Genomic DNA, 26,225 nt, shown 5'->3' on the forward strand with positions numbered 1-26,225 from the left:
GATTTAATGTTTTCAAAATTAGCCTGTTAATAATGCCTTTGCTTATATTATTAAATTCCAAAGTTTCAAGATGAACACCTGTATATTATGAAAGGAGATTAACAAATTCTGTAAGGTGTTTCTTTTAAATCAGATATAGATTTGTAGTATCAATTATTAAAATAAATATCATGAAAACTCACATCACATATAACACAATTAAATATAACGATTACGAAAACGCACAGCTTTACTTTGAGCGAAAATTTCAGGGAGGTTTTTTGGATCCTGATACTGCTATTTTAATCGAAAGAGCCATTGATAAACTGCTTAAAAAAGATAACATTCTTAGGAATGAAAATATCCCTAATGATGGGCAAACAATTAGTGAAGAAGAATATGTCAAAAAACATCAGGAAGATGATAATTTCTATAAACCTGAAAAAACAGAAAAGGAAGAAGAAGGGATACAGAACGATGATAATTTAGACGATGACGAGTTACAACAACGAAATGATTAAAGCTATAGATACTAAATCAATATTACTACATTCATAAGATACTAACATTAAAAAATACTATCATGGACACAACAGAACAAAAAAATAAAGTCTTTCAGGGAAATAAAAATTCAGAAAATCAAAGCATTTCAGATAAAAATGAATTTATGAATGAAGAACTGTATGATAATGATGAGTTCAAAGAAACTTATAATCAAACTAACAGAGAAATTGCTGAACAAGGATTTACCGTAAGAAATGGTCATGACCCAAACAAACCAAATCCTGAAGAGCAAATTACAAATGATGAAGATGATCTGGACGATCTTAATGATGATTTTCATACTGACAGGGATCTTGAAGGCGATGACAATTTAGATTTAGACGATGAACCAGGCCAGGAAATAGATCTTGATGGAGATGAAAGAATCGTTAACGATGAGTTCGACAATCCTTCAGACGATTTTAATGAAACTGAAGAAGATCTGGAAGATATTGATCAGGATGAGGAAGAAGAAGAAGAAGATGAATATAAAGAAGATGATATTCAGGAAGAAGAAAATGAAGAAGACTATCCGGCAAATGATCCCAGAAAGTTTTAAATCTAGATAAAATAAACATAAAATTACATACGTTTCGTGAAAGGGGTAACTTTAAAAGTTACCCTTTTTTGTGTTTAAACGAACTTATATTTTAAATTCAAAAAGACATAACCTACTCATAAATAAAACATTATAAAGACAACACTTTGTTTTTGAAAAAATTAACTTACATTTCTATTGCACTTGCTTTCAAATGTAAGAAAAATACATATCTTTAAACCGCATTTATCTTACATTTAAAAAAAGGAATGATAAAGATTAAAAACAGATAATAGGAAATAAATTAAGTGTTGTAACAAATTATGTCAGATTTTAAAAAAGTATTTTTAGCGAAAGATACTACAATACGATTCACTCCTTTTAGTCAAAATAGACTCTATGGCTTCACGTGTGAGAATTTCGAAAATGATTCATTAATCAGCTCAATACATTATGAAGTAAAGATGGTGTGTATTCAAAGCTATGAAGATAATTCTTTCAGTTATGAAATAAACAGGAAACAAGTCTATATCGATAATACTGCACCAGATTTAAAAATAGAACAAATAGCTGATAGTTGTGCGCAAGCCATTTTTCCCATTCAAATAAAAGTTAGTGAAGAAGGGGAAATTATAGAAGTAATAAATCATAATGATATTAAAAAAAGATGGCCGGCAATAAAAGACAAGTTGTCAAAATATTATCAGGGAAATATAGTTTCTGAAATATTAGATAGTGTCGAATCTACTTTAAGCAATAAAACTATTTTGGAAGAATCAATTTGTAAAACCTGGTTTTTTCATCTCTACTTCAGACCAATATATAACAAGTACATCAAAAATGAATCTCTCCAATATACTTGGGAATCACCTGTATTTGGACATCAAATTATCAACTATGATATTCAACAATCTATAGAAGAATACTACTCTGCAACGGATAAGCTCTTTATTAATATTAAAGGCAAATCGATAGACAAAAGATCTATAAATGAAGTTCTAAACGGATACAGTTATCCCAAATCTGAAATGAACGGAATTAAAATTCAGCCTTTAGAATCTGAAATGGAAGTGCAGTATAAATTATATGGAGAAGACAGAAGTATTTTTTCAATTATTGGAACTTACAAAACAAAAATTACAGAGAAAAAGCAAAGAACAACTCAAATAGAAATCTATCATTTACCTGAAAATAGTTCTTTTAGACCCTCATCCCAGCCTAAACAAAATAATTTTTCCTTTTGGATCGAGGAAGAGAGACCAAAGAAAAAAAAGGCTGGTTTCTGGAGCAAATTATTTTAATAATATCATCACAAATTGAAGTAAACTAATACATAATTTACTATGTCTGAGAAACATTTTGTAGTCCAGGGAGCAACTTGCCAATGCAAGTTTAGCGTAGAACCTAAAACGGATAAACTAAAAGTAAAAACACATTCAAAGCATTTTGCAAATGAGAACGATGCTCAAGATAAACTCATTGCAACGGATAAAGAAATTGGTCAAACATTAGAGAAAAACACTTTCGGGAAATGTAAAATGCAGCCTAACGGAAGTGGTGACTACCTTCCATGCCAAGCCACAATAACAAAATGGAACAGTTTTTATGAAAAAGTAACTTTATCTAATCAGGGCAAAATATTACTGGAAGACAGTAAAGCAACCTGCCCGATTGGAGGACCTGATTGTATTACCGTTAAAGACCATGGCCAGACTTCGGAAGTAAGTAAGCAAAATGTAGCAAACAGCAAGCCGGAAGTATTAAATGAAATTTTACCGGGAGTAAATTTTGCAGATTTAAACAGTGCCATTTTAATGATTGAAAAAGATTGAAAAAGATTAAAAAAGAAAAAACATGAGCAAAAACTTACATCTTGTTCCAAAAATGCCTCTCGCTAAAGATCAAAAATTTGATAAGGCAATGGGCTGCCTCACACTCTCAAAAGCTGGAGCATTTACAGTTGAAGTTATTCCTGCAGCTGGATTACATAGTGGCGCTCCAAAAAAATTACCACCATTTAAAAAGCTGACTCAGGAAGAGGTATTCAAAATGCCTGATGTGGATGACAGAAAGCGCTATGTAGCCGATCATAAAAAAAGAGAGGCAGAAGAAGCTGAATATGAAAAAGAAAAAAAAGCTTTTAATGATAAAATAAGCGAAGAACTTGCAACATTAAGCTGGTGTTGGCAAGTGGTAGGAAATAAAATCGATGCTAAATCTATTAAGCATCATATTGATTATCCTATTGGAATGCCTAAAGACCAACAACAATTATTTAATTTTCCTGAAGTCCTTGTAGGTGGAGGTTTTGTATGGGTTGAAGCTTTTACTAAAAATGATCCCGGTACCGGAAAGACACCAAACGGATTGTTTATCCGTGCTACAGGAGAAACCCCTAAAATTGTTCGTGTTGCATGGACTGATCTTGATTGCAAACCAATTACCAATGCAGTAAAATTTGGTTCAAAAGTTTTACTGAATATTTATACCACTCATCTTTACGGGCAAGATTTAGAAGTTGGATTATGGGACAAAGATACCGTAGATGCTGATGATTTACTTCCAATTTCTAATAAAGATAATTTTACTTGTGAAGCATTGATTTATAAATTGCTTCCAAATGAAATAAATAAAACGGGAATATCCGGTAATGTTAAAATAAATGGAAAATCAGAAACACATGTTCAAAAAATAAAGATTGAAGTTTTAGTTGATAAAAAATGGGAAGGTTCTGCCGGAAGTAATTTAAAAATTTATCCAACAGTCAAATCAATAGAAACAGGGGCATTTTTAAAATTACCTAAGGAAGATTGTTTTTTGAAAGTAGCTCCGGATGGCAAAATGCACGAAACTGTCATCGAAGCGACCAATAACCCTGCCCTTGTAGGAAAAGTAGAAACCAACATAGCCAGTTTCAGACCATGCAGATATGATAGTATTAAAGGTTCTTATGCTAAAAAGGCAAACAGAGAAAATAATGAACCTATTGAAATTGAAATTTTTAATTCAAAGACAGAGGCTTCCAAACAAAAATTAATAATGCCTGTTATAGCAGGCGTAAGAGAAGCCCGCAGAGACGTTAAGATTGTATTGGATTCAAAAACTGATGAATGTCTTTTCATTAATGATAAAGTTAAATCTCATAAAGGAAAAGTTATAGATTTATCCTTAATACAAAGCAGTATAGTAGTTTCGGATAGTACAAGAATTAATGAAAATTTGATATTTAGTGATAATAGTTTTAAAATCGGATGGCTCAATTTCAGTAAAGAAGAGGAAGGACATGAAGATACTAATGACGATAACGAAATCAGTGCTTCTCATACAAGTCGTACTTCTAGTTTAAAAAGTCCTTTGGGCATTTCTAAAACCAGTAACTCGACATTATATAAAGATAAAAAAACTACGGGAAAATATCCTAATTCAGATACAGAAGTCGTTTTAGATATAGGATTTGATTATGGTAATGAATCTTCAGTTAGTTTGTTAAAGTACATTTGGCCTCTACGTCAAGGGGCATTACAGCATTATCCTATTATTTTGCAAACTTGTTGTTTTACAAAACAATTAGATATTGTTGTTTATCCTGATATTAAATGGATATTACAATTTTCATATGACTGTGATCCCGAAGAATTTCAGGAAATGAGAAACGAAGAATATGACAAATATTTGGTTCGGGTTGAAAAATTAGATGAAAAACTAAAACCAAAAGAGATTACATCGAAAATCAACAAAATAGATCAGGATATCGCAAATGCAAATTTAGGTTTGAGTGAAGCTAAAAAAAAGGATAAGGAAAAATTTAAAAAATTAATCTCAAAACTAAATGAAAGAAAGAAGCAGCAATTAAACATTCAAAAAAAATATAATAAAGATAAAGCAAAAGCAAAAAAACAATATAAGGCAAACAGACCCGATTTATTTAGTTTTAAAGATAATGTTGAATCAGGATTGTCAGACCTGGTTGTATCCTTAAATGTAGAGTATGACCGCCCAGGAGAAGCAATTGAAATATCCGCAAGCTACAAAAGGTATATCAGTCTGGTAAAGCAAATTATTGAAATCACCAAAATGATTGAATTAATTTTGGATGGCAAAAAGAAATCAAAAAAGAAGTTAGATAAAAAATTAAAAGAAATTGATGAAGAAAAGGCTTCCGAGCAGTTAGCTAAAATTGGAGATGCATTAAAAGGCAGACCACTGTTTTCTTTTGATGTCACTCCCCCTTCATTAGCTATATTAGCTTCTTGGTATGCCGAAAATCCAAAAGATATAAATACAAGCCAGGTAGGAATTGTTGGCGAGGTTCAAATTTTAGCAAAACCATTGATTGGAGCATCAATAACAATGGATTTTTTAGCATTGGCACAAAAGGCCCACCCAATAGCAAGAGGCATAATTACACTAATAGATGTTGGAGCTGCGATGGGAGTAGGACCTGAAATAAATGTTAATTTAGAAGTAAGCGGACAATTAGAAATTAGCGGTATGCTCCGATACAACAGTGCAAGCGGGACAACCAACTTAAATCAACAATCACTTGCAGGTGATGCTGAAGATGACAGTCCATTAACCGTAAATGGTGTTTTTGGTCTGAAACTGGAAGCCAATATTAAATTGTCCAGAAAATATAGCAGTATATGGTTAGGAACTATATCAGCGTATGCTGAAGCCGGAGTTGAGATTGTTACAGGTTTTACCCTATCCGGTGCAATAAAAGCAGATGATAAAGGATTTTATATAGATCCTCTTTTAACTTTTCATGGTATAAAATTACAAATTACCGTTGCAGCCGGGTATGTTGCTGAAAATTCTGAAGGAGGAGAATATTCATCCGGCGAAGAATCAATGGAATTTAATTTAGTTTTGATGCATGAATATGAAGGAAGTTTTGAAGACTCCGATGGTAAAAAAATACAATTTTATTTAACTTAAATCAATATTATGAAATTTATAAAAACATTTTTTCTGATAACTCTGTTCTCTCAAATAACAAGTTGTCAAAATACACAAAAAGAAGTAAAGCCAAAAAAATTTAATTCCGGAGATTTGGAATTATATGATTTAGTGAATCAAGTGAAATCTGTAAAAACTATACACAATGATGAACATATTGCAGGTTTAAATTCATCTGAAATTTACAAAGGTCAATATATAGGAATTACAGATACTATAAAAATAACCTTTAATAAAAAAGGAACTATTACAACGAATAGTATCATGAGATTTTCTATAAAAAATAAGCTCCCAAATCAGTCTGCTATTCGCTATGATAGAGTTTTATTAGATTCGACTTCTTACAAATATGGATTTGAAGACAACTTGTTTGATTATAAAAAATATATTCTTTCAGGTAATAAATTGAAAGCAAAAGATGAATATGTTAACTATAGTTACAATGAAATTGGTGATTGCATCTTGATTAAATACAATGCTGAACATGATTCAAGCAATAAAGTAGATGGCTATTCCTATTTCGAGTATGAATATGATGATAAAAATAACTGGATTAAGCGAACTATATACTATAATGAAAATAAAAAAGAGATCAGAGAGAAAACTGTTAGAGAAATTACATATTACTAATTAAACAATGAAAAATAGTCCAGACATTTATTCCTTAAGCAGAGAAATAAGCAGATTTGAAAAAGAATATCATTATGGCGCCTACATTTATACTAATAATTCTTCATTTGAAATTCTTATAAATGATTTGCCTGTAGTGAATCATTTTAATCCGTCAAATGAAACTTTAAAAGGTTCATATTATCCATTAAATTGGCATATTTCTAAAAATGGAATTCAAAATATAACTATTAAGATGTATCCCGGGTTCAATCAGGATACAAATGCCTTTAATCAAACTTTAGAGAACAATTCAGGAATAAAAATAAAAATTGTTAAATCATTTTTAGATAGTAATAACACAATGCCTGATGAAGAAGAAGTCACAACTTACACTACTCCTCAGAAAAAAATAAATGAAACTTTAATTTCAGTATTTTCAGGCAGAACATTCTACGAAGATAATTTTACATTTATTTCCGAGGTTCCTTATGAAATACAAACTTTAGAAAAATCAGAAGTTCTTTTCACTACAGATGCAGAAAAACTCAACCAATTACAAAAAGAGGTAGTAATTAAATACAATGAGATTAGAGAAATTTATATGTCAGGAACCAAAGATGAACTGGCTCATATAAATTATGATAAAGAGAAAAGAGTTGCGCAGCAACTTTATTTATCATCAGCAGAAATAAAAGACAGATGGGAGAATGATTATCAATTCAGAACTGATCAGAATCTTGATTTTTTTGATTTAAAACCTATTGAGAAATTTAATATCAAATTTTATGCTAATGGCAAGATTGTGTGCCTACAAAAAATAAACAATAAAAAATCAGCACTGTGGGGAGGATTTAAAAGAAAAGATAAAAAAGAAGTAACTACAACTTATATTTCACTTTATCTGTATCGTCCAAAAGGCAGTAATGAATTATTCGTTTATTAAGAAAGCCGATTTAATATTCAATTCTTGCATATCTCACGATCGATTCAATTCAAAGCCGTTTAATTTAACGGCTTTATGCATCATAATCAATCCCCTATTTTTTCCAGAGCAGGAATATCGTCCATTTTTTCCAGACGTTCTGCTAAACCTGATCTTGCCTCAGCCAATTCTTCTTCGGCTTTAATTAATTCTTTATACCATTTGTCTTTTTCAAAGCTGTCTGAACTTTCAATTTTACGCATTATCTCATAAATTTCACCTTCAGCTTCCATCACTTTTAATCTTTTATAATAAGTCAGGCTTTCTGTCATATGAGCAAGTGCAATCATAGCCGTTAAAAAAGGATGATTGTTGGTTACATTTACATCCTTGATTTTACCATGTTCAAGTTCAACCTTAAGAGCAAAGGCAAACTCTTCCATATTAAATGCTTCATGCTTACTCTTCGGGTTTAAATAAGCCTTAATTGATTCTACATTATTCATTGTTGAAAGATCAACATCTGTTTGTTTTTCATTTAAATCCCTAAAAACTACATTTCCAATCGCCCTTGCCTCATCAATGGTTGGGTCATTTTTCGGATTTTCAAAATCACGAACTGACCAGTCCCAGTTATCAGGATGAACGGGTTTTATATATTTTTCGCAAAAGTCTGTTACATCTTCTTTTAAGCTTACCATTTCATTTTCTCTTTTTATGTAAACATCCTGATAAGCGCCACTTTTCGTTCCCATGATTCTATTCTTTATTGTAAATTAGAAACGACACATTTACCGAAATATATGTGTCGTTTTTGCTTTATTTTCGAAATACTGTTCTAAATTTTTCGTCTGCCGCTTATTAAAGACAACAGGAACAACACGATAAATATAAAAAATAACACTTTAGCAATACTTGCAGCTCCGGCAGCTATACCACCAAAACCGAATATTCCGGCTACTATAGCCAGAATAATAAAAATGACTGTCCAACGTAACATAATATTGATTTTTTTAATTAATACTGATTTCTTTGTTATCTCAAATTTCCAATTTAAACAGCAATGCAATTAACTCAAAACATTATTTTTTTGTCTCAATCAAATAGTGTTTCTTAATCTGGATTAAGCTGATTTTAATCTATATAAACTATTTTTGTAATGTAAAATATACCATCATGGAAAAATATGACTTTTTAATACTGGGTAAAAATCAGCCTATTCTTGAAATTTTGCTTCGGCTGGTAAATGCTAATGAAAATTGGAATGCCGTTGGATTTCATGATGAAGAATTAGCCAAGGATCATTTTTTACAGCACAATGTTGATTTTGTTTTGTTAAGCTCTGCAATTGAAGACCATGTGGAAAAAGAATTTGCTGCATTTTGTTTAAAAACCCATCCGGGAGTTGAGGTTATAGAGCATTTTGGTGGCGGAAGCGGTTTACTCCAATCTGAAATTTATGATCGCTTGTATAAAAAAGGAAAGTTATAATGGAGAAAAAGTATTCAGTTGCGATTTATCCTTCAAACGAAGTTATTGATTCTGTCAAAACAATGAAGGAATATTTAAAAAGCAAAATCAACTGGTATAGCAGCTGTAACTCAACTGCACATATTACGATCTGCGAATTCACAATTGACGATGCACAAATCGATACATTCAAACAAAAGCTTTTTAAAACCTGCGATACTTTTACCCCTTTCCCAATTTATCTGGATCATTTTTCTTTTTACGAAAACAGCGGTGCTTTTTTTATTGCGCCGAATGAAGTTTCGAAAAATAATCTGAAACCAGTCATGAAAAAGGTTCAGGAAACTTTGAAATCTTTAAAATTAAAAAAAAGCGACGATCCGCACCTGTCGATTGGCAGAAAACTCACAGCTGAAAATCTCAAAATAGCGTCACAGCTTTTTACGACTATTGAAATTGATTTTTTGTGCAAAGAAATTGTTTTACGGGAACTCGACCCTGTTAAAAAGCAGTTTTTTGTTATTGACACTTTTACTTTTAATGGAAATGTACAGCCCGAATTTGTTCAGGGAAGTTTGTTTTGATTTTGTAAAATGTTAGAGGTTAGAAAGTGAATAATAATTAGTTCCAAATTCCAAATTTTACATTTCACATTTTACATTTCACATTTCGCAACTTACAATTAGTTTCCGTATATTTGAATTTTACAACTCACACTCATGAAATCATTAGATTCTTTTTATCAGGATATCACCGAAGGATCAACTGTTGAACCTAGTTCATTATTGCCCAATGACATCAAAAAGGAAATTGGTCATTTTAATGTGTTCGACATTAAAGAACTGATGGAACGAATGAAAGACAAGCCTGCGATGCCTTATGATCGAAGAGCTTATTACAAAATCAGTTTAATTAGAGGGAAAAACCGGGCAGAATACGCTGATAAAATAATTGAAATCGAAAAACAGGGGCTTTTATTTGCCACACCAAAAATTCCTTATAATTATGTTCCGCAGGATACCAATCAATCCGGGCAGTTTTGCGTGTTTACAAGTGAATTTTTATCAAAAAACAAAAGTGGAATCGACTTAGATCAGTTGCCTATTTTCGCCTCAGACGGCTACCCTGTTTTCCAGCTTTCTGATGAAGAAGTTACAGAAGTAGAATTGATTTTCAACAAAATACAAAAAGAAATCAATTCTGATTATGTGTACAAATACGATTTGATTCGGAATTACGTTGCTGAATTAATTCATTTTGGACAGAAATTACAGCCTATTACGGCACTTTATTCCAAACACAATTCGGCAGCAAGGGTTTCTTCTTTATTTGCCGAATTGTTAGAAAGACAATTCCCGATAGAATCACCACACCAACGCCTGGAACTTAGAACTGCCAAAGATTTTGCAGAACGATTATCTGTACACGTTAATCATCTGAATAAAGTTTTAAAGGAAAATACCGGAAAAACCACAACCGAATTAATCAGCAGCCGATTAACCAGCGAAGCGAAAATCCTTCTAAAACAAACGGATTGGAATGTTTCAGAAATTGCCTATTCTTTAGGTTTTGAAGAATTAGCACATTTTTCTAATTTCTTTAAAAAACAGACAACGCTTACGCCTTTAGCTTTCCGTAGCTAATTTTGAAAGTTCAGTTTCAGGTTTCATATTTGGAATTTGAAATTGATTTTTGAAATTGATATTGAAATTGATATTGAAATTGATATTGACATTGTCTTTTGCTATCCTGATTTGAATTTCGCAAACATCAGTTTGATATTTACAAATTCTAAACATTACTTCGCTCTTACCTTTGTCTTATCAATTTAAAAGATCGAAAAAATGAATTTATCAAACAACAAAATTTTAATAACAGGAGGCGCAAGTGGTATTGGACTTGGGTTAACGCAACGCTTTATTGAAGAAGGAAATTCTGTAATTGTTTGCGGAAGAAGAGAATCAGTTCTAAACAATGTTAAAGCTCAATTTCCATCAATAATTACAAGAGTGTGTGATTTATCTGTTGAAGCAGAAAGAATTGCGCTTTACGAATGGATCAAAGAAAACCACAGCGATTTAAATATTTTAATCAATAACGCAGGAATCCAAAAATGGGTTTCTGTTACAGATGCAGATTTTTACGAAAGTATGAAATCTGAAATTAGTACCAACATTGAGGCTCCGTTACATTTAACTTCTTTATTCATCAATTTACAATCACTTACAACAGTGATGAATGTAACATCAGGACTGGCATTTTCGCCTTTTGCAAAAGTTGCTGTCTATTCAGCTACAAAAGCATTTTTTCGTTCGTTTACGATTTCCCTTCGACATTTATTAAAAGAAAAAAATATTGAAGTTGTCGAAATCATTCCTCCTGCACTAAACACCGATCTTGGTGGAGTTGGATTGCACGACGCACATCCAAGCGTAAGCAGTTTTATCGTTTCAATATTCGAACAATTAAAACAAGGCAAAACAGAACTTACTTTTGGAACCAGCGAAACAAGATTAAACGCAAGTGTACCAGAACTAAAAGCTTCATTTGATGCTTTACACTCTAATTAATTTACAATTAATAATTACAAATTAAAAACATGGCAGTAAATACAAAAATAGCCTTAGTAACAGGCGGAAGCAGAGGCTTAGGAAAAAACATGGCAATCGCAATTGCAAAAAAAGGAATTGACGTAATTATTACCTACAACAGCAAAAAATACGAAGCTGATGAGGTAGTAAAAGAAATTGAAAACCTGGGGCAAAAAGCAGCTTCACTTCAATTAAACGTAGCAGATTCCGGTACTTTTGATTCCTTTTTTGAAGCAGTAAAAACATCTTTAAAAGACACTTTTAAAACCGATAAATTTGACTTTTTAGTAAATAATGCCGGAATCGGAATTCACAATTCATTTCTTGGAACCACAGAAGCTGAGTTTGACCAATTGACTAATATTCAGTTTAAAGGCCCGTTTTTCTTAACGCAAAAAGCTTTGAATGTAATGAATGATGGCGGTGGAATCGTCAATATTTCAACAGGTTTAGCCAGATTTTCTTTTCCGGGTTATGCCGCCTATGCTTCTATGAAAGGTGCTATCGAAACCCTTACTAAATATCAGGCGAAAGAATTGGGAGAAAGAAAAATCAGGGCAAATGTTGTCGCTCCCGGAGCCATTGAAACTGATTTTGGTGGCGGTGCTGTTCGCGATAACGAACAATTAAACAAAAACTTAGCTTCAATAACGGCTTTAGGAAGAGTTGGTTTACCGGATGATATTGGCGGTGTTGTTGCCTTTTTATGTACGGAAGACGCGTACTGGGTAAATGCACAGCGTATTGAAGTTTCTGGAGGAATGAATTTATAAACCGTTCGATTTATAAGAAAAACAAAACCCGATGAGCTAAAACTCGTCGGGTTTGTCGTTTAAATATATTTAAATTAGTAAGTGAGCTTCTTTTAATTTTTTTCAAGGCTGACATTGAATCCACCATTAGCATCAAAAATCACATCATAAAACCGTGAATCTTTTTCAACCCCGACTTCATATGTAGTTTTATTTTTATCATCTACTACAACTGCAATTTCCTTGATAGATTTTGATTGATAATTTTTCTTAAGATAAACCTGCGCTTTTTGAGGAAGCTGATTAAAAGGAATCTGCAGTTCATAGGCTTTCATATTGCCTAAATTATCATAGATCGCAAGTGCATTTGTAGTAGTGTTTACATTGTATTTCGCCTCATAGCGGATTTCATCATTATCATCACCCACGTATTCTTCATACCAGACAGGTGTTTTTCCGGGATATTCTTTTTCAAAAGCAACTCTTACCAGTTCAGGAGGAGTCACTGTTTTTTTCATATTCGTTCCCTCCTGTGCTATTAAAAAACTAAAGCTAATTAGAGCAAAAATTAAAGATACACTTCTCATTTTTCTATCATTAAAAGAATTAATAATTCCGAAAAAACAGTAATAAATTTACTACTTATAAATGAATTAAAAATGAATTTGCTAAGAAAATTTATAATCTTAAGAGAAAAAAAAGTTTCTATTTTTCAAAATCCGGTAACATTTTTTCGAATCGAACGTCTTAAACTTTAAACTAATACACATGAAAATCAGCATCAATAATTTTGAAAATTCTCCTCAACTCTACGCCAGAATAGCCGGATTATTTTATTTACTTATTATCATAACCGGAATTTTTTCAGAAACTCTGGTCAGAAATAAATTGATTGTTTATGGAGATGCTGCTGCTACAGCAGACAATATCATCCATTCTGAATTTTTATGGAAAATTGGCATAACCTCAGATTTGATTATGCAAATTTGCGATCTGCCTGTAATGGTTCTGCTCTATTTATTTTTTAGACCGGTAAACAAAAAACTTGCTCTCTTGAATTTGTCATTTAATTTGATTCAGACTGCCGTTTTAGTTGCCAACAAATTAAATCTTTTCGCAGCATTATTTTTCCTTGGAGATGCTGATTATTTAAAATCCTTTAGTGCGGATCAATTACATACATTATCATATCTGTCCATAAATCTGCATAACTTTGGACTTGGAGTAGGATTAGTCTTTTTTGGTTTTGTATGCCTGATTGAAGGTTATTTAATTTACATATCAGGATATTTCCCAAAAGTATTTGGTCTCCTGATGTCAATAGCAGGGATATGTTATTTAACCAATAGTTTTACCTTAATTCTGGCCCCGAAATTTTCCAGCATTTTAATATTAATGCCGTGCCTTATTGCAGAATTAGCGTTTAGCTTGTGGCTTATTTTTAAAGGAGTAAATCTTCCTGTCTGGAAAGAAAAGTTAGCCGTTAATTAATTGGAAATAAAATCAAAAAAGCCTGCCGGAAATGAATCTGAACAGGCTTCTTTTTTGAAATAATTGAATTAGTAAGCACTTATTTCTGAACTTTTATATATTGTCTTTATTCTTCAGTCTGTCTGTCAACTCTCTTCGGTAGGTAATACCAACCGGAAGTTTTTCATTTTTTATCACCACAAAATCTTTTTCACTTTCTTCAATTTTATCCAATGCTACGATATACGATTTATGAATACGCATAAAACCTTTTTCAGGAAGGCATTTTTCTAATTCTGTAGTAGTAATTGAAGCCAGATACGTTCTTTTTAAAGTGTACAACTTAACATAATTGCCAAAACTTTGTGCAAACAAAAGCTGGTCTAATTCGATATCCATAAAGTAACCATCCACTTTTACAGTAACCGAATTAATTACTTCCTCTTCCCTGATTTTTACATTTTCTGTTGCAAAAAAACGGTCAATCGCTTTTAGAAATCGGGGAAAATAAATGGGTTTCAACAAATAATCAATTACGCCGTAGTCATAACTTTCTAAAGCGAATTCAGAATAGGCCGTAGTTAAAATCGTTTTGGGATGCGTTGGAATAATCTTAAGTAATTCCATTCCTGAGATTTCAGGCATATTGATATCCAAAAACATGAGATCAACTTTGTTTTCGCGGAGATAATCCATTGCTTCAACGCCATTATAGCCCTGAAAAACAAGTTCAAGCTGTGGATTCTGTTTGATGTAATTAGCCAGAACATAATGCGCTGCCGGCTCATCATCAACGATAATGCATTTTTTAGTCTCCTTCATTATACAAACTTTTTCAGTTGTATTTTCAAATCTGCGATATAAGTATTTTTATCCTCCTGAATATCTAATTTATACTCTTTCCCATAAATCAGATTCAGTCTTTCAATCGTATTTTTTAAGCCAATTTTAGTAGAAACCACATCGGTTTTCTTCGGAATAGAGTTGACGACATGCAGATGCAGCAGTCCGTTTTCAACGGTAATAATAATACGTACATAACATTTTTCGATGGCACAGGTTCCGTGTTTAAAGGCATTTTCTATGAAGGCAATCAGCAGCATTGGTGATACTTTATAGGCATTTTCGTTGTCAATCTTACAATCGTATGTAATATCGCAGCGATAGCCCACACGCTCTTTTTCCAGTTGAATATAACTGTTTATAAATTCCAGTTCTTCTTCCAGGGAAACACATTGTTTGTTATTGCTTTCGAGCTGATAACGCATCAATTGTGACACTTTCATAATCAGATCAGGCGTTCTTTCGGGAAATTCTAAACTGATTCCGTAAAGCGTATTGAAGGTATTGAATAAAAAATGCGGGTTCAGCTGTCCTTTCAGTGAATTAAGCTGCATTTGATTGAACAACAGCGTTTCGTCTGTCTGTTTTTTATTGATTCTGTAAAACTTAAAAACAATTATCGGACTCAAAATACAAACCAAAGTTCCTAATACACTGGCCAACTGATAGATATAACTGCGCTGATGCGAATTCTGATACAGATGACAGTTGCGAAACATGCTCAGGGAAGTGATCTGATATAAAACAATGGAAAATAAAAATACGGCAACAAGAGTCAGAAACACATACGTCAAAGGCCTTTTGCTTTTAAACAAAACCGGAAGTATAAAAAACCGGTTGAACTGAGCATGCATGTACAAAATACAGTAGAAAAAAATCCCCATTAAAATTGAAATGAAAGAACTGAAAAGCATCCAGTCATTTTTTAGGGTATAAACCGTAAATGAAAAAAGAACAACAGCAATTTCCTGCCACCATTTGTTTTCCATCATGTTATTTAACTTTTTATTCATTTTCTGCACTTAAATAGTTTACAAAGTACGAACAATTATTCAAATACTATTTCCAAAAAATGACAAATTCAATTGGTCATTTATTAGTGCAGTACATCACTTAACATGACTTTTATCAATAGAAGAGAAATAAATTTGGGCTATAATTTCACACTTTGGTTTATGTATTTCAAAAAAATTACTTTACTATTTTTTCTGATTTTTGCCCTAAACGGTCATTCTCAAACCTTGTCTTTAAAGGACGCCATAAAAACCGGGCTTGAAAATTACGGTTCAGTCAGAGCAAAAAACAACTATACGAATGCTTCGCGGGAGAGCCTTAAACAATCCCGTCGCGATTACCTGCCCAACCTTAATTTATCAGCGCAGCAGGATTACGGAACCGTAAACGGACAAAACGGTCCTTTGTATGGTTTTGGAGGTCTCGGAGTCGCTTCTTCGGGATTGCCGCTTCCGGAACAAAACTGGAATTCAGCTTTTGGAGCACTTTATTTAGTGAATATGAACTGGGATTTTTTCACTTTCGGAAAAGCAAAGGAAAAAATCAACCTGTCTAAAATTGACGTTCAGGCCAAAGAAAAAGACCTGAATCAGGAGAAATTCCAGCTGGAAATTAAAATCTCAGCCGCTTATCTCAATTTATTGGCAAGCCAAAGATTACTCATTTCACAACAGAAGAATTTAAACCGTGCCGAAGTTTTCAAAAGAACCGCCGCAGCCAGAGTCAAAAACGGATTACTGGCCGGAGTGGATTCGACATTGGCTACAGCCGAAGTTTCGAAAGCTAAAATGGCACTGAATCTGGCTAAAAATTTCGTTAAAGAACAAAACAATAAACTGGTCGATTTAATGGGCGTTGCGCCTCAGGATTTTGTCACTGATACCCTTTTTGTTACGCAGATTCCAAAAGAACTTATAAAACAAAATAGCGTAACTGATAGCCTTCACCCGTTATTGCAATTGTATAAAACGAGAATTGATTACAGCAACCAGCAGGTCAAATTGTACAAACGTTTTTATTATCCTACCATGAGTGCGTTTGGTGTGTTGCAAACCCGGGCTTCAGGATTTGATTCGTCCTATGCGACAGATCAGACTGCTTTTAACCGAAATTACTGGGATGGCGTAAATCCGGATCGTACGAATTATTTATTAGGAATTGGAATTACGTGGAATTTAACCACTCCGTTCCGCTCAAGCAAACAGGTCAGTGCCCAGAAATTTGTTTCTCAGGCTTTGCAGGAAGAATACAATCAGGCCGACAGGGAACTAAAATCACAATTGAATTTCGCCGAAGATAAAATTAGAATCACTCTTGAGAATTATGCTGAAGCGCCAATTCAGGTAAACGCAGCACAAAGGGCATATCTGCAAAAATCGACTTTATACAAAAACGGATTAACAGACCTGACCGATTTGACCCAGACGATTTACACGCTGAACCGCGCCGAAATCGACCGTGATATCGTCAACAATAATGTGTGGCAGTCGTATTTGCTAAAAGTAGCCGCAACAGGCAATTTTGACTTATTTATAAATGAATTTTAATTATAGAGCCTAATGAATTTAATACGTTTTGCACTCCGCAAACCCATCTCTATATTGGTATTGGTGGCCGGTTTATTTTTCTTCGGAATTGGTGCCATCAAAGACATCAAGGTAGATATTCTTCCGAAAATGAATTTGCCTGTAATTTATATTGCGCATCCTTTTGGAGGATATACTCCGGATCAGATGGAGGCTTATTTTGCTAAAAATTACGTAAACATCCTCCCTTTTGCCAATGGTATAAAATCGGTAGAAACCAAGAATATCCAGGGGTTGATGATTATGAAATTAACCTATTACGAAAATACCAACATGGCGCAGGCAGCTGCCGAATTAGGAGCGCTTTCGAACCGAATTCAGGCGGCTTTTCCTCCGGGAACACAACCTCCGTTTATCATTCGTTTTGATGCTTCTTCCCTGCCGATTGGGCAATTGGTTTTGAGCAGTAAAATACGTTCTAACAACGAATTACAGGATTTGGCGAACGTTTATGTACGTGCGTCGTTTACTTCGATTCCGGGTTTATTATCTCCGGCTCCCTTTGGCGGAAGCCCAAGAACAGTAGAGGTTAATGTAGATCCTGATTTATTGCGTTCACACAATATGACGCCCGATCAGATTGTGGAAGCGATTCGTATCAACAACCAGACAGCGCCATCAGGAAACGTGAGAATTGGCGATATCAATTACATTTCGCCAACCAATAATACGATTAAAGAAATTAAGGATTTTGAACAGATTCCGTTATTTAAAGGCGGTGTTCAAAACCTGAAATTAGGCGATGTTGCCACTGTAAAAGACGGTGCCGATGTGACCAACGGATATGCTTTGGTTAATGGAAAACGTTCGGTTTATATCAGTATTGCAAAGGCCGGAGACGCTTCGACCTGGGATGTGGTTCAGAAATTAAAGTCGGAATTGCCTAAAATTCAGAGCACACTTCCTGAAGATGTACAATTATCATACGAATTTGACCAGTCGGTTTATGTAATCAACTCCGTTAAAAGTTTGATTACCGAGGGAATCATCGGAGCGGTTTTAACCGGATTAATGGTTTTATTATTCTTAGGTGATAGACGTGCAGCGTTAATCGTAATCCTGACGATTCCAATTTCGATTATTTCGGGTGTTTTATTCCTGAAGTTATTCGGGCAAACCATCAACTTAATGTCCCTGAGCGGACTGGCTCTGGCGATTGGAATTCTGGTGGATGAAAGTACCGTAACGATAGAAAATATTCACCAGCATCTCGATATGGGCAAACCAAAAGCACTCGCGATTTGGGATGCCTGTCAGGAAATTGCCTTGCCAAAATTATTGATTCTGCTTTGTATTCTGGCGGTTTTTGCGCCAGCCTTTACGATGGTTGGAATTCCGGGGGCCTTGTTCTTACCGTTGGCTTTGGCGATTGGTTTTTCAATGGTAATTTCGTTTTTACTTTCACAGACTTTTGTACCTGTAATGGCAAACTGGTTGATGAAAGCGCATCCAAAACACGATCATACACCCGAAATCACAGACGATGAAGCCGAATTTAACGCCTGCGGATTAACACCGGAATCAGAGAAACAACTGATTACTCAGAAAAAAGATTATGTTGAAAGAACGGATACGGATGGAAACGGAAAAATCAGTGCTTTCGAGCGTTTCAGAATTCGTTTTATGCGAACTCTTGAACGATTGTTCCCATATAAAAAAGCAGCAGCTTTGACGTATTTGGTTCTGGCTACGACACTTGCTATTGTATTTATTTCGTTCATCGGAAAAGATGTTTTCCCGAAAGTAAATTCAAGTCAGTTTCAATTGAGAATGCGCGCTTCTGACGGAACACGTTTGGAACGTACGGAAGAAAAAGCCATTTTGGTACTGAAAGAACTGAAGAAAATGGTAGGCAGCGAACATATCGGAATATCATCTGTTTATGTGGGTCAGCACCCATCACTGTTCTCGATTAACCCAATTTATTTGTTCATGGCGGGCTCGCATGAAGCTGTTTTTCAGGTGAGTTTAAAAGATTACCATGCCGATATGGATGATTTTAAAGATGAATTCAGGGCGAGAATCAAAAAGGTGCTGCCTGATGTAAAACTGACTTTTGAACCGATCGAATTAACGGATAAGGTTTTGAGTCAGGGCTCTCCTACTCCAATCGAAATCCGAATTGCAGGAAAAGACAAAAAACGAAATGAAACCTATGCGAATCAAATCGTTGAAAAATTACAGAAAATAGATTATTTCCGTGATGTACAGATTGGTCAGCCGATACATTATCCGGCGATGAACATTGATATTGACAGAACCCGTGCTGCCGAATTAGGAGTGGATATGAATGATATTTCACGTTCGCTGATTGCTTCGACATCATCATCGCGATATACTGAAAAAAATACGTGGATTGACGAACGAACCGGTTTATCCGTAAACGTTCAGGTTCAGGTTCCGTTAAACCAAATGAAAAGCAAAACCGATATCGGCGAAATTCCGGTATTGAAAAACTCGCTTCGTCCTGTTTTAAGCGACGTAGCCAAAATTACACCCGGCTTTGTGAGCGGTGAAAATGACAATTTAGGGGCGATGCCATACATTACAGTTACAGCAAACATCAATCAAACCGATTTGGGGACGGCAACGAAAGATGTTGATGCTACAATCAGTTCATTGGGCGAATTACCACGTGGCTTATTTGTCACGCCTATTGGACTGAGTAAAGTATTGAGCGAAACATTAAGCAGTTTACAAGTAGGGTTATTGGTTGCTATTTTTGTAATCTTCTTAATGTTAGCCGCTAATTTCCAGTCATTCAAGGTTTCTCTGGTAATTTTAACCACGGTTCCGGCGGTAGTTTTGGGGGCATTGTTGATGCTGACCATTACAGGTTCAACCCTGAATTTACAATCGTACATGGGAATCATCATGTCGGTTGGGGTTTCGATTGCGAATGCCGTTTTACTGGTTACCAATGCCGAACAATTGCGAAAAATAAACGGAAACGCTTTAGAGTCGGCCCGTGAAGCTGCGGCACTCCGTCTTCGTCCGATCATCATGACTTCGGTGGCGATGATTGCGGGAATGCTGCCAATGGCAATTGGTCACGGCGAAGGAGGCGATCAGGTTTCTCCGTTGGGAAGAGCCGTAATTGGGGGATTATTGTTTTCGACCTTTGCCGTATTATTAATTTTACCGTTGATTTTCGCCTGGGCGCAGGAACATACCACAACACAATCTGTTTCTTTAGATCCCGAAGACGAAGAAAGCATCCATTATATCTCATCCTTAAATAAGTCTAAAGTGAAGAGTGAAAAGTAAAAAGTTATAAAGTCGAAAGTCACTTGGTGGCGCAAGTACTTCGATACACTTTCATCCTTTCGCTTATTTATTCAATAAGACATTATATCATATTTTATATAAAATCATAAAATGAAGACTAAAATACTCCAACCAACCGCGCTGTTTTTTGCAGCATTATTTTTCCTGAACAGCTGTAATTCTAAAAAGGAAGAAGTTGCTACGGCAGCAATCGAACCGAAAACGGAAACCTTTCTTCTGGCAAAAGAAAAACTGACTACCGAATTGCGTTTACCTGCCGAATTAACCGGATTCCAACAGGTAGATTTGTATGCCAAAGTGAGCAGTTTCGTAAAAACGCTGAAAGTAGATATTGGTTCAAAAGTAACCAAAGGACAGCTTTTGATCGTTCTGGAAGCACCGGAAATCAGTTCACAACTGGCTGCAGCCGAATCAAGACTGAAATCTATGGAAGCGATTTACGCCACCAGTAAAAGCACCTACAACCGTTTGTTCGAAACGAGCAAGGTCGAAGGAACGATTTCTAAAAACGATCTGGAAATGGCGAGCGGAAAAAAGAACTCTGACTACGCACAATATCAGGCAGCGATTGCAGCACATAAAGAAGTTTCGATCATGAGAGGTTATCTTGAAATCCGTGCGCCTTTTGATGGTGTTGTGGCATCCAGAAACGTGAATTTAGGAACCTTTGTTGGTCCTAGTTCAAGTTCGCCATTATTGACGATTCAGCAGCAAAACAAATTGCGTCTGGCTGTTTCAGTTCCCGAATTGTACACCGGCTATTTACACAATGGCGACGAAATGAGTTTTAACGTAAAATCATTGCCGGAAACGTTTAAAGCAACAATCACCAGAATGTCTGGCGCTTTGGATTTGAAATTACGTTCTGAAAGAGTCGAAATGGACGTTCACAACACCAAAGGCAATTTATTACCCGGAATGGTAGCCGAAGTTTCGTTACCGCTTAACGCGAAAGACAGCACGTTTGTAGTTCCAAAATCGGCTTTGGTGAATGCTGCCGAAGGGATGTTTGTGATCAAAGTAGTCAATCACAAAGCCACAAGAGTAGATGTAAAAAAAGGAAGGGAAATAGACGATAAAATTGAAATATTTGGAGACCTGAACCCGAAAGACAAACTGGTAAAAATCGCCAGCGAAGAAATTAAGGAAGGCGATGTCATAAACGAATAACCTGTACGCTTTAATTAATTATTGATTTGTTCGAAAGTGCTGTAAGACTTGGTTTTATAGCACTTTTTTTATTTAAGGAGCTGATTCCTGCTATACGCTATATCTTTTCCTGGCTAAAGGAGCCAGAAAAAGGATATCGCTGCTATCAGGGCTAGGGGTTTAGAATTCATTAAAATAAATCGGGTATAAGTACGTGGTTGTTTATATTTGTAAAAATGATATTTTTGAAAAAAAATAATACTAAACAAACTTCGTATATGCTCCAAAATTTGGGTAGATTGTCGCTATTTTGTAGCGAGTATATACAAGTTGTACGAAATGTTTAACGAAATCATCAACATATGGGAATAATCTATCAAGCGTCGAACATACATTGGAACTACTTTTTAGCTATCGAAAGTGATTTTGAGAAAATATCACGATATGTCGAATTTTCAGAAGCAAATAATTCTACCTTCTCAATCGAATTGGCAAGGATTATAATGGCTGGCACGCAAGAGATAGATGGTTTGATGAAAAAATTATGCAAATTAATAAGGCCTGGAAGTGATCCTCAAAACATTAAGCACTATAGAGACATTATTAAGCAAGATCTTCCAATCATTACCGAAGAAATTGTACAAATTCCAAGATTTGGAATGTCAAGCGTGCCATGGTTAAATTGGCAATCCAATGATGATAACAACAGTCCAGATTGGTGGATTGCTAATAATAATATTAAGCACAACAGAACTGAGAATTTCGAACAAGCGAATTTGAAAAACGCCTACAATTGTGTTGGAGCATTGTTAATGATTACACTTTATTATTATAAGTATAAAATTGAAAGCGAACAAAATCAACCTATTAATTGGCAAGAGTTAACTTCCATGCTAAAACCAAAAGCGACCCTTTTTACCTTAAGAGATGATTATTACTATGAACCTGGAACTTGGGCTGGAATAGAATGGTAATAACACTTCGCACAACCGCCGCTAACCGCCATTGCAGCATGTTGACAAACGGGAAGAGTTTCGTTCCGATTTCCGTATATTCACAAACCGAGAAAATAATCTCCACATGGCTGCCACGATCGGTTATCGGCCTAACGTTGTAGGCAATTATCAAACAAACTATGAGTGTAAAAAAGAGCGTTTTAGAATCTAAATCGGACAAAGAATTAGAAGAGTATATAAAGAAAGAGAATCGTTTTGTTCCTGAAGCGAATATTTTAGCCTTTGAAATTCTTAAATCAAGAGGAAGAGAATTTTCCGAAATAGAAACACAAAGAATATCGTCGATGATTTCTGAAAAATCAAAAGTTAAAGAGATAATTATTCATCCAAATCATAAAAAGGCAGCTAACCTTATTTATACATCTGCAGCTTTAGGTGTAATTAATGCATTTTTAAGTCCAGAAATATTTAATAATAATTTCGCAATTGTGGTAGCTGTATTTACTTTAGGAATAATAACTGGAATTGGTTATTTAGTAAGCAAAGGCAACGACTGGATAAAATATGTTTTGTTAGTTTTAATGATTTTTGGAGTGATTGGAATTCCATTTATAATTTTGAACATTTTAAATAATCCAATTGTTGGTGTAGTTAATATATTTCAGACAATACTTCAAATTTATGCAATCATTTTACTTTTCAGAATCCCATCTGGCGCTCGTTTGCAACGAGTGCCAGCATAAATTAAAAGATAAATTATAGCGTTTGTAACGCGGCTATTAAAACAAAAATTTCTTACAAAAATAATTAGCCAATCTACCTGAAAAGCCGCGTAAACGCTTTATCCTGTTTTCATAAATAAAAGACAGATACTCGTTGCAAACGAGCACCAGAGGGATTTAGAAAATGATTTAGATTTAGTGTGTGTTTTTAGATTTATTTTGATATTTTCACACAAACTAATGACAAATTATTTTGCTTTACTTTACGAGCACAAAATGTAATTCTGCGCTACGGTAAACAAAACACAATACAAAAATGGGAAAACTTGGTTGTATCTGCGGACATATTATTGTTGATCGAACTGATAACATTAGCTATAAGGCACATTTTATTCGTGACCAGGATCTTGACGCTATAAATTATAATGAGGATATCAATAGTTTTATAAATGCAATTAAAAATAGTGAGCGGGAAAAATGGTTAAAAAAATATTTTGACTCTGAGCTATATCAAAACTTACCAGACTCTGATGTTATCAATGATATCATTTTAAGATATAAATTGAAATACGAAAACGAAATGTTTTTATGTGAGAAATGTGGTCGTATTAAAATCCAAAAAGGAACTGAAAATAAATTTATTTCATTTTTACCTGAAGACAATCAATGGATAGATATTTTTAAAGGGCTTTCATAGAGGCTTGCATAAATTAAGAGATAAATTGTAGCGTTTGCAACTCGGCTCTACGAAGTCTTCTAATGAAAAGCTATCTGATTTGCCTGAAGTAAAACATCACGTTTCCAGAGGCGGTACGCCGAGAAATATAGCCGAGAAAAAAATTATTGCTTCATTAGATTATCTCATAAATGATATTGTTAACGACACACATGACAATGACACAGGCGGTTCAATATGCAAAAGCTGGAAAGAAAATTTAAAACAATTAATACTACAAAACAAATTCAAACTCCAACAATTTTTAACCTAATCAGTGAGAAATTCTTATCTTCGGAAAAACTAAAATATCGAATTAAAAATAATGGAGTTAATTGATGTAATGGTATTTATACCTTCATTCTCAAAAGACAAATTAATCTGCTTTAAGGAAAAGTTTCTTCAAGGGTATATTTCTTCTGATGAATTTTATGAATCACCAAAATATAGTTTGCCAGTTCTTTTTGAGACAGAAAACTTTCCGGAAATGTGGAATTATGTTTTGGACAAACAAGGCAGATCTTTTACTTTTTATTTTGAAAACACAAATAAAATATTTTGCCCAAAAGCAGCAATTCAGGTAAATATTGATGGTTCTATATGTTTAGTTCTAAGTGTTGTTGATTTAGATTGTGCAGAAGAATATGAGTCAAAACTTAAAAATAGTTTTCCAGATGATAAATGTGTTACTAGCTATTCTTATTTTATGCCTTCTTCAAGAGAAGATTTTTATAAGTCTCTCTAATAATAACCTTGATTTTTGTAAAATCGAATCTTAAATTTCATTTCTAATTTTAAAAAACATATTTATCCGTTCAAATCTGCACAACGTTAGTACAGAATTGCATTTAAAAATATATTGGAATACCCCCCTTCCAATTATAATTTATTTATCTGTCGTTTATTTTCTTCAAAGTATTTTTCAAATTGTTTCCATCTCGCCATATCAAAATCATTTCCATTCAAGTCATTTTTTTTAATGATAATCGCAATGTATTCATTTATAGCTTTAACCATGTCAGTAACGGTACTTTCATAACGATATATAAGATTATAACTTTTTGGTTCTGTAGCAAGTCCTTTGAAAATACTAAAAATGATTGAATTAAATTCATCATCAGAAATTTTATAATTATTACATAATTCAGCTGAAGTTTCGACCGTTCGAGTTAATAAATTATTCCAATTGTCATCATTCCTATAAGAAGTTAAAATATAATCAATATGCTTTTGAATTTCTGAAAAATTCTTCAGTCGCACCTGCAAATTACGATTCTTTAAATACTCCAGAAGGTGTATTCTGAGTAATTCGCCTCCTTTTGAAATATTTAAATATATATTATTATCTCTGATATTTTTTAAAGATAGTGTAAGCATACCCACATTTAATAATTCCTCGCCATCGTTTATCGTATAGTATCGCTTTATATCGTTATTTAAAAAAACTAACAAATCGTTAATAACACACTTTTCAATTATAGAACAACATCGGAGAAATTCATCATAAGCCATTTTTCTTTTCAAAAATTCTTTAAATAAATATCCGATTATTTCCGCTTTTTCGTGGTCGTCACATTTATCTACAATAAACAATAGCTTTTCACCAATTTTAACTCTATAATTTTTTGATTCATCTATTTCACTAATTACTTTTCCACGTTCTTCTGCTGGAACATCATTTATTTGAGCAATCAAGTGTAATATTTTTTTGAAAAATAATGCATCATTGATTTTGATTCCGGCTTTTACAAAACCAATAATTGTACTGATTATTGGAATATCCTTTAAAATTCCATCCTTAAATGATTTGTCGAGAATAACTTCCAATAAGTCACCTGTAACTCCATGTATATCAGAATCTTTTATGGTGGTGGTTAACGCAGTAGATATGTTGCTAAGATTAGACATAATTTGTTAATTTGGTTTATACAAAAAAAAAATAAATTCTTACATTTATCACAAAAAAAATTGATATCAAGCTTAATTAGATAAAACAGAATTCACACAAAAAGATATAGATGATATTATATCTTCAAGAACAGACGATTCATAAACATTGATTTAAAGATGTCTCCCTCTCTGGCGCTCGTTTGCAACGAGTACCTACATAAATTAA

27 protein-coding genes are annotated in these 26,225 nt (G+C 33.9%); 21 read left to right on the plus strand and 6 right to left on the minus strand.

Annotation, left to right across the window (positions count from 1 at the left end):
- Window positions 1-170 precede the first annotated feature (170 nt).
- The 7 genes from DMB68_RS18355 (at window position 171) to DMB68_RS18385 (ending at window position 7,574) form a co-directional block, all read left to right on the plus strand.
- A complete protein-coding gene (locus DMB68_RS18355; RefSeq protein ID WP_110348097.1) occupies window positions 171-500 on the plus strand; it encodes a hypothetical protein in 330 nt (109 codons plus the stop codon).
- Between the two features lie 62 nt (window positions 501-562).
- Complete coding sequence (locus DMB68_RS18360) at window positions 563-1,081, plus strand: hypothetical protein (RefSeq protein WP_110348098.1); 519 nt, start codon at window positions 563-565, stop codon at window positions 1,079-1,081.
- 302 nt (window positions 1,082-1,383) lie between these two features.
- Window positions 1,384-2,361, plus strand: a complete 978-nt coding sequence (locus tag DMB68_RS18365; RefSeq protein ID WP_110348099.1) for a hypothetical protein — start codon at window positions 1,384-1,386, stop codon at window positions 2,359-2,361.
- 42 nt (window positions 2,362-2,403) lie between these two features.
- Window positions 2,404-2,892, plus strand: coding sequence for a DUF4280 domain-containing protein (locus tag DMB68_RS18370; RefSeq protein ID WP_110348100.1), 489 nt, complete (start codon window positions 2,404-2,406; stop codon window positions 2,890-2,892).
- Between the two features lie 22 nt (window positions 2,893-2,914).
- Window positions 2,915-5,998: a hypothetical protein gene (locus tag DMB68_RS18375; protein WP_110348101.1), complete on the plus strand. Its 3,084-nt coding sequence runs from the start codon at window positions 2,915-2,917 to the stop codon at window positions 5,996-5,998.
- A gap of 9 nt (window positions 5,999-6,007) precedes the next feature.
- Entirely contained in the window at window positions 6,008-6,649 is a 642-nt protein-coding gene (locus DMB68_RS18380) for a hypothetical protein (RefSeq protein ID WP_110348102.1), read from the plus strand.
- A gap of 7 nt (window positions 6,650-6,656) precedes the next feature.
- A complete protein-coding gene (locus tag DMB68_RS18385; RefSeq protein ID WP_110348103.1) occupies window positions 6,657-7,574 on the plus strand; it encodes a hypothetical protein in 918 nt (305 codons plus the stop codon).
- Between the two features lie 86 nt (window positions 7,575-7,660).
- Here the strand turns inward: DMB68_RS18385 and DMB68_RS18390 are convergent, their stop codons facing one another.
- Both DMB68_RS18390 and DMB68_RS18395 read right to left on the minus strand, forming a co-directional pair.
- Window positions 7,661-8,308 (minus strand): DUF5661 family protein, encoded by a 648-nt coding sequence (locus DMB68_RS18390; RefSeq protein ID WP_110348104.1) that lies wholly within the window; start codon window positions 8,306-8,308, stop codon window positions 7,661-7,663.
- Between the two features lie 83 nt (window positions 8,309-8,391).
- Entirely contained in the window at window positions 8,392-8,553 is a 162-nt protein-coding gene (locus tag DMB68_RS18395; protein ID WP_078230027.1) for a DUF1328 domain-containing protein, read from the minus strand.
- Window positions 8,554-8,729: 176 nt separating this feature from the next.
- Between DMB68_RS18395 and DMB68_RS18400 the strand changes: the two genes are divergently transcribed.
- The 5 genes from DMB68_RS18400 (at window position 8,730) to DMB68_RS18420 (ending at window position 12,387) form a co-directional block, all read left to right on the plus strand.
- A complete protein-coding gene (locus DMB68_RS18400) occupies window positions 8,730-9,044 on the plus strand; it encodes a hypothetical protein (protein WP_110348105.1) in 315 nt (104 codons plus the stop codon).
- Complete coding sequence (locus DMB68_RS18405; protein ID WP_110348106.1) at window positions 9,044-9,607, plus strand: 2'-5' RNA ligase family protein; 564 nt, start codon at window positions 9,044-9,046, stop codon at window positions 9,605-9,607. The genes DMB68_RS18400 and DMB68_RS18405 overlap by 1 nt, the downstream gene beginning before the upstream one ends.
- A 135-nt stretch (window positions 9,608-9,742) precedes the next feature.
- The gene (locus DMB68_RS18410; protein ID WP_110348107.1) at window positions 9,743-10,666 is read left to right on the plus strand and encodes a helix-turn-helix domain-containing protein; all 924 of its coding nucleotides are present in this window, start codon (window positions 9,743-9,745) and stop codon (window positions 10,664-10,666) included.
- A 201-nt stretch (window positions 10,667-10,867) separates the two neighbouring features.
- A complete protein-coding gene (locus DMB68_RS18415; protein ID WP_110348108.1) occupies window positions 10,868-11,593 on the plus strand; it encodes an SDR family oxidoreductase in 726 nt (241 codons plus the stop codon).
- Window positions 11,594-11,622: 29 nt separating this feature from the next.
- Entirely contained in the window at window positions 11,623-12,387 is a 765-nt protein-coding gene (locus DMB68_RS18420) for an SDR family NAD(P)-dependent oxidoreductase (protein ID WP_110348109.1), read from the plus strand.
- Between the two features lie 92 nt (window positions 12,388-12,479).
- On the opposite strand, the gene DMB68_RS18425 is transcribed toward DMB68_RS18420, so the two are convergent.
- Window positions 12,480-12,953 carry a hypothetical protein gene (locus DMB68_RS18425; RefSeq protein WP_110348110.1) on the minus strand — a complete coding sequence of 158 codons (474 nt, stop codon included), beginning with the start codon at window positions 12,951-12,953 and terminating at the stop codon, window positions 12,480-12,482.
- A 181-nt stretch (window positions 12,954-13,134) separates the two neighbouring features.
- Here DMB68_RS18425 and DMB68_RS18430 point away from each other — a divergent pair, with 181 nt between their 5' ends.
- Window positions 13,135-13,857, plus strand: a complete 723-nt coding sequence (locus tag DMB68_RS18430) for a DUF4386 domain-containing protein (protein ID WP_110348111.1) — start codon at window positions 13,135-13,137, stop codon at window positions 13,855-13,857.
- A 93-nt stretch (window positions 13,858-13,950) separates the two neighbouring features.
- Here the strand turns inward: DMB68_RS18430 and DMB68_RS18435 are convergent, their stop codons facing one another.
- Entirely contained in the window at window positions 13,951-14,658 is a 708-nt protein-coding gene (locus DMB68_RS18435; RefSeq protein ID WP_110348112.1) for a LytR/AlgR family response regulator transcription factor, read from the minus strand.
- Window positions 14,658-15,692: a sensor histidine kinase gene (locus tag DMB68_RS18440; RefSeq protein WP_110348113.1), complete on the minus strand. Its 1,035-nt coding sequence runs from the start codon at window positions 15,690-15,692 to the stop codon at window positions 14,658-14,660. Before DMB68_RS18440 ends, DMB68_RS18435 begins: the two co-directional genes overlap by 1 nt.
- Before the next feature lie 162 nt (window positions 15,693-15,854).
- Here DMB68_RS18440 and DMB68_RS18445 point away from each other — a divergent pair, with 162 nt between their 5' ends.
- From DMB68_RS18445 to DMB68_RS18480, 8 genes are all read left to right on the plus strand, one after another.
- The gene (locus tag DMB68_RS18445; protein ID WP_110348392.1) at window positions 15,855-17,240 is read left to right on the plus strand and encodes a TolC family protein; all 1,386 of its coding nucleotides are present in this window, start codon (window positions 15,855-15,857) and stop codon (window positions 17,238-17,240) included.
- 12 nt (window positions 17,241-17,252) lie between these two features.
- On the plus strand, window positions 17,253-20,546 hold the full coding sequence (locus DMB68_RS18450) for an efflux RND transporter permease subunit (RefSeq protein ID WP_110348114.1): 3,294 nt from the start codon (window positions 17,253-17,255) through the stop codon (window positions 20,544-20,546).
- 111 nt (window positions 20,547-20,657) lie between these two features.
- Entirely contained in the window at window positions 20,658-21,737 is a 1,080-nt protein-coding gene (locus DMB68_RS18455; protein WP_110348115.1) for an efflux RND transporter periplasmic adaptor subunit, read from the plus strand.
- A gap of 341 nt (window positions 21,738-22,078) precedes the next feature.
- A complete protein-coding gene (locus tag DMB68_RS18460) occupies window positions 22,079-22,690 on the plus strand; it encodes a hypothetical protein (protein WP_110348116.1) in 612 nt (203 codons plus the stop codon).
- A 161-nt stretch (window positions 22,691-22,851) separates the two neighbouring features.
- Window positions 22,852-23,415, plus strand: a complete 564-nt coding sequence (locus tag DMB68_RS18465; protein WP_110348117.1) for a hypothetical protein — start codon at window positions 22,852-22,854, stop codon at window positions 23,413-23,415.
- A gap of 295 nt (window positions 23,416-23,710) precedes the next feature.
- Complete coding sequence (locus DMB68_RS18470; protein ID WP_110348118.1) at window positions 23,711-24,091, plus strand: hypothetical protein; 381 nt, start codon at window positions 23,711-23,713, stop codon at window positions 24,089-24,091.
- Window positions 24,092-24,170: 79 nt separating this feature from the next.
- Window positions 24,171-24,383, plus strand: a complete 213-nt coding sequence (locus tag DMB68_RS18475; protein WP_124019451.1) for a hypothetical protein — start codon at window positions 24,171-24,173, stop codon at window positions 24,381-24,383.
- A gap of 51 nt (window positions 24,384-24,434) precedes the next feature.
- Window positions 24,435-24,854 (plus strand): hypothetical protein, encoded by a 420-nt coding sequence (locus DMB68_RS18480; protein WP_110348120.1) that lies wholly within the window; start codon window positions 24,435-24,437, stop codon window positions 24,852-24,854.
- Window positions 24,855-24,988: 134 nt separating this feature from the next.
- On the opposite strand, the gene DMB68_RS18485 is transcribed toward DMB68_RS18480, so the two are convergent.
- On the minus strand, window positions 24,989-26,017 hold the full coding sequence (locus DMB68_RS18485; RefSeq protein WP_110348121.1) for a hypothetical protein: 1,029 nt from the start codon (window positions 26,015-26,017) through the stop codon (window positions 24,989-24,991).
- Window positions 26,018-26,225: the final 208 nt, after the last annotated feature.

The organism is Flavobacterium hydrophilum, assembly GCF_003202405.1.
Taxonomy (GTDB): Bacteria; Bacteroidota; Bacteroidia; order Flavobacteriales; family Flavobacteriaceae; genus Flavobacterium; species Flavobacterium hydrophilum.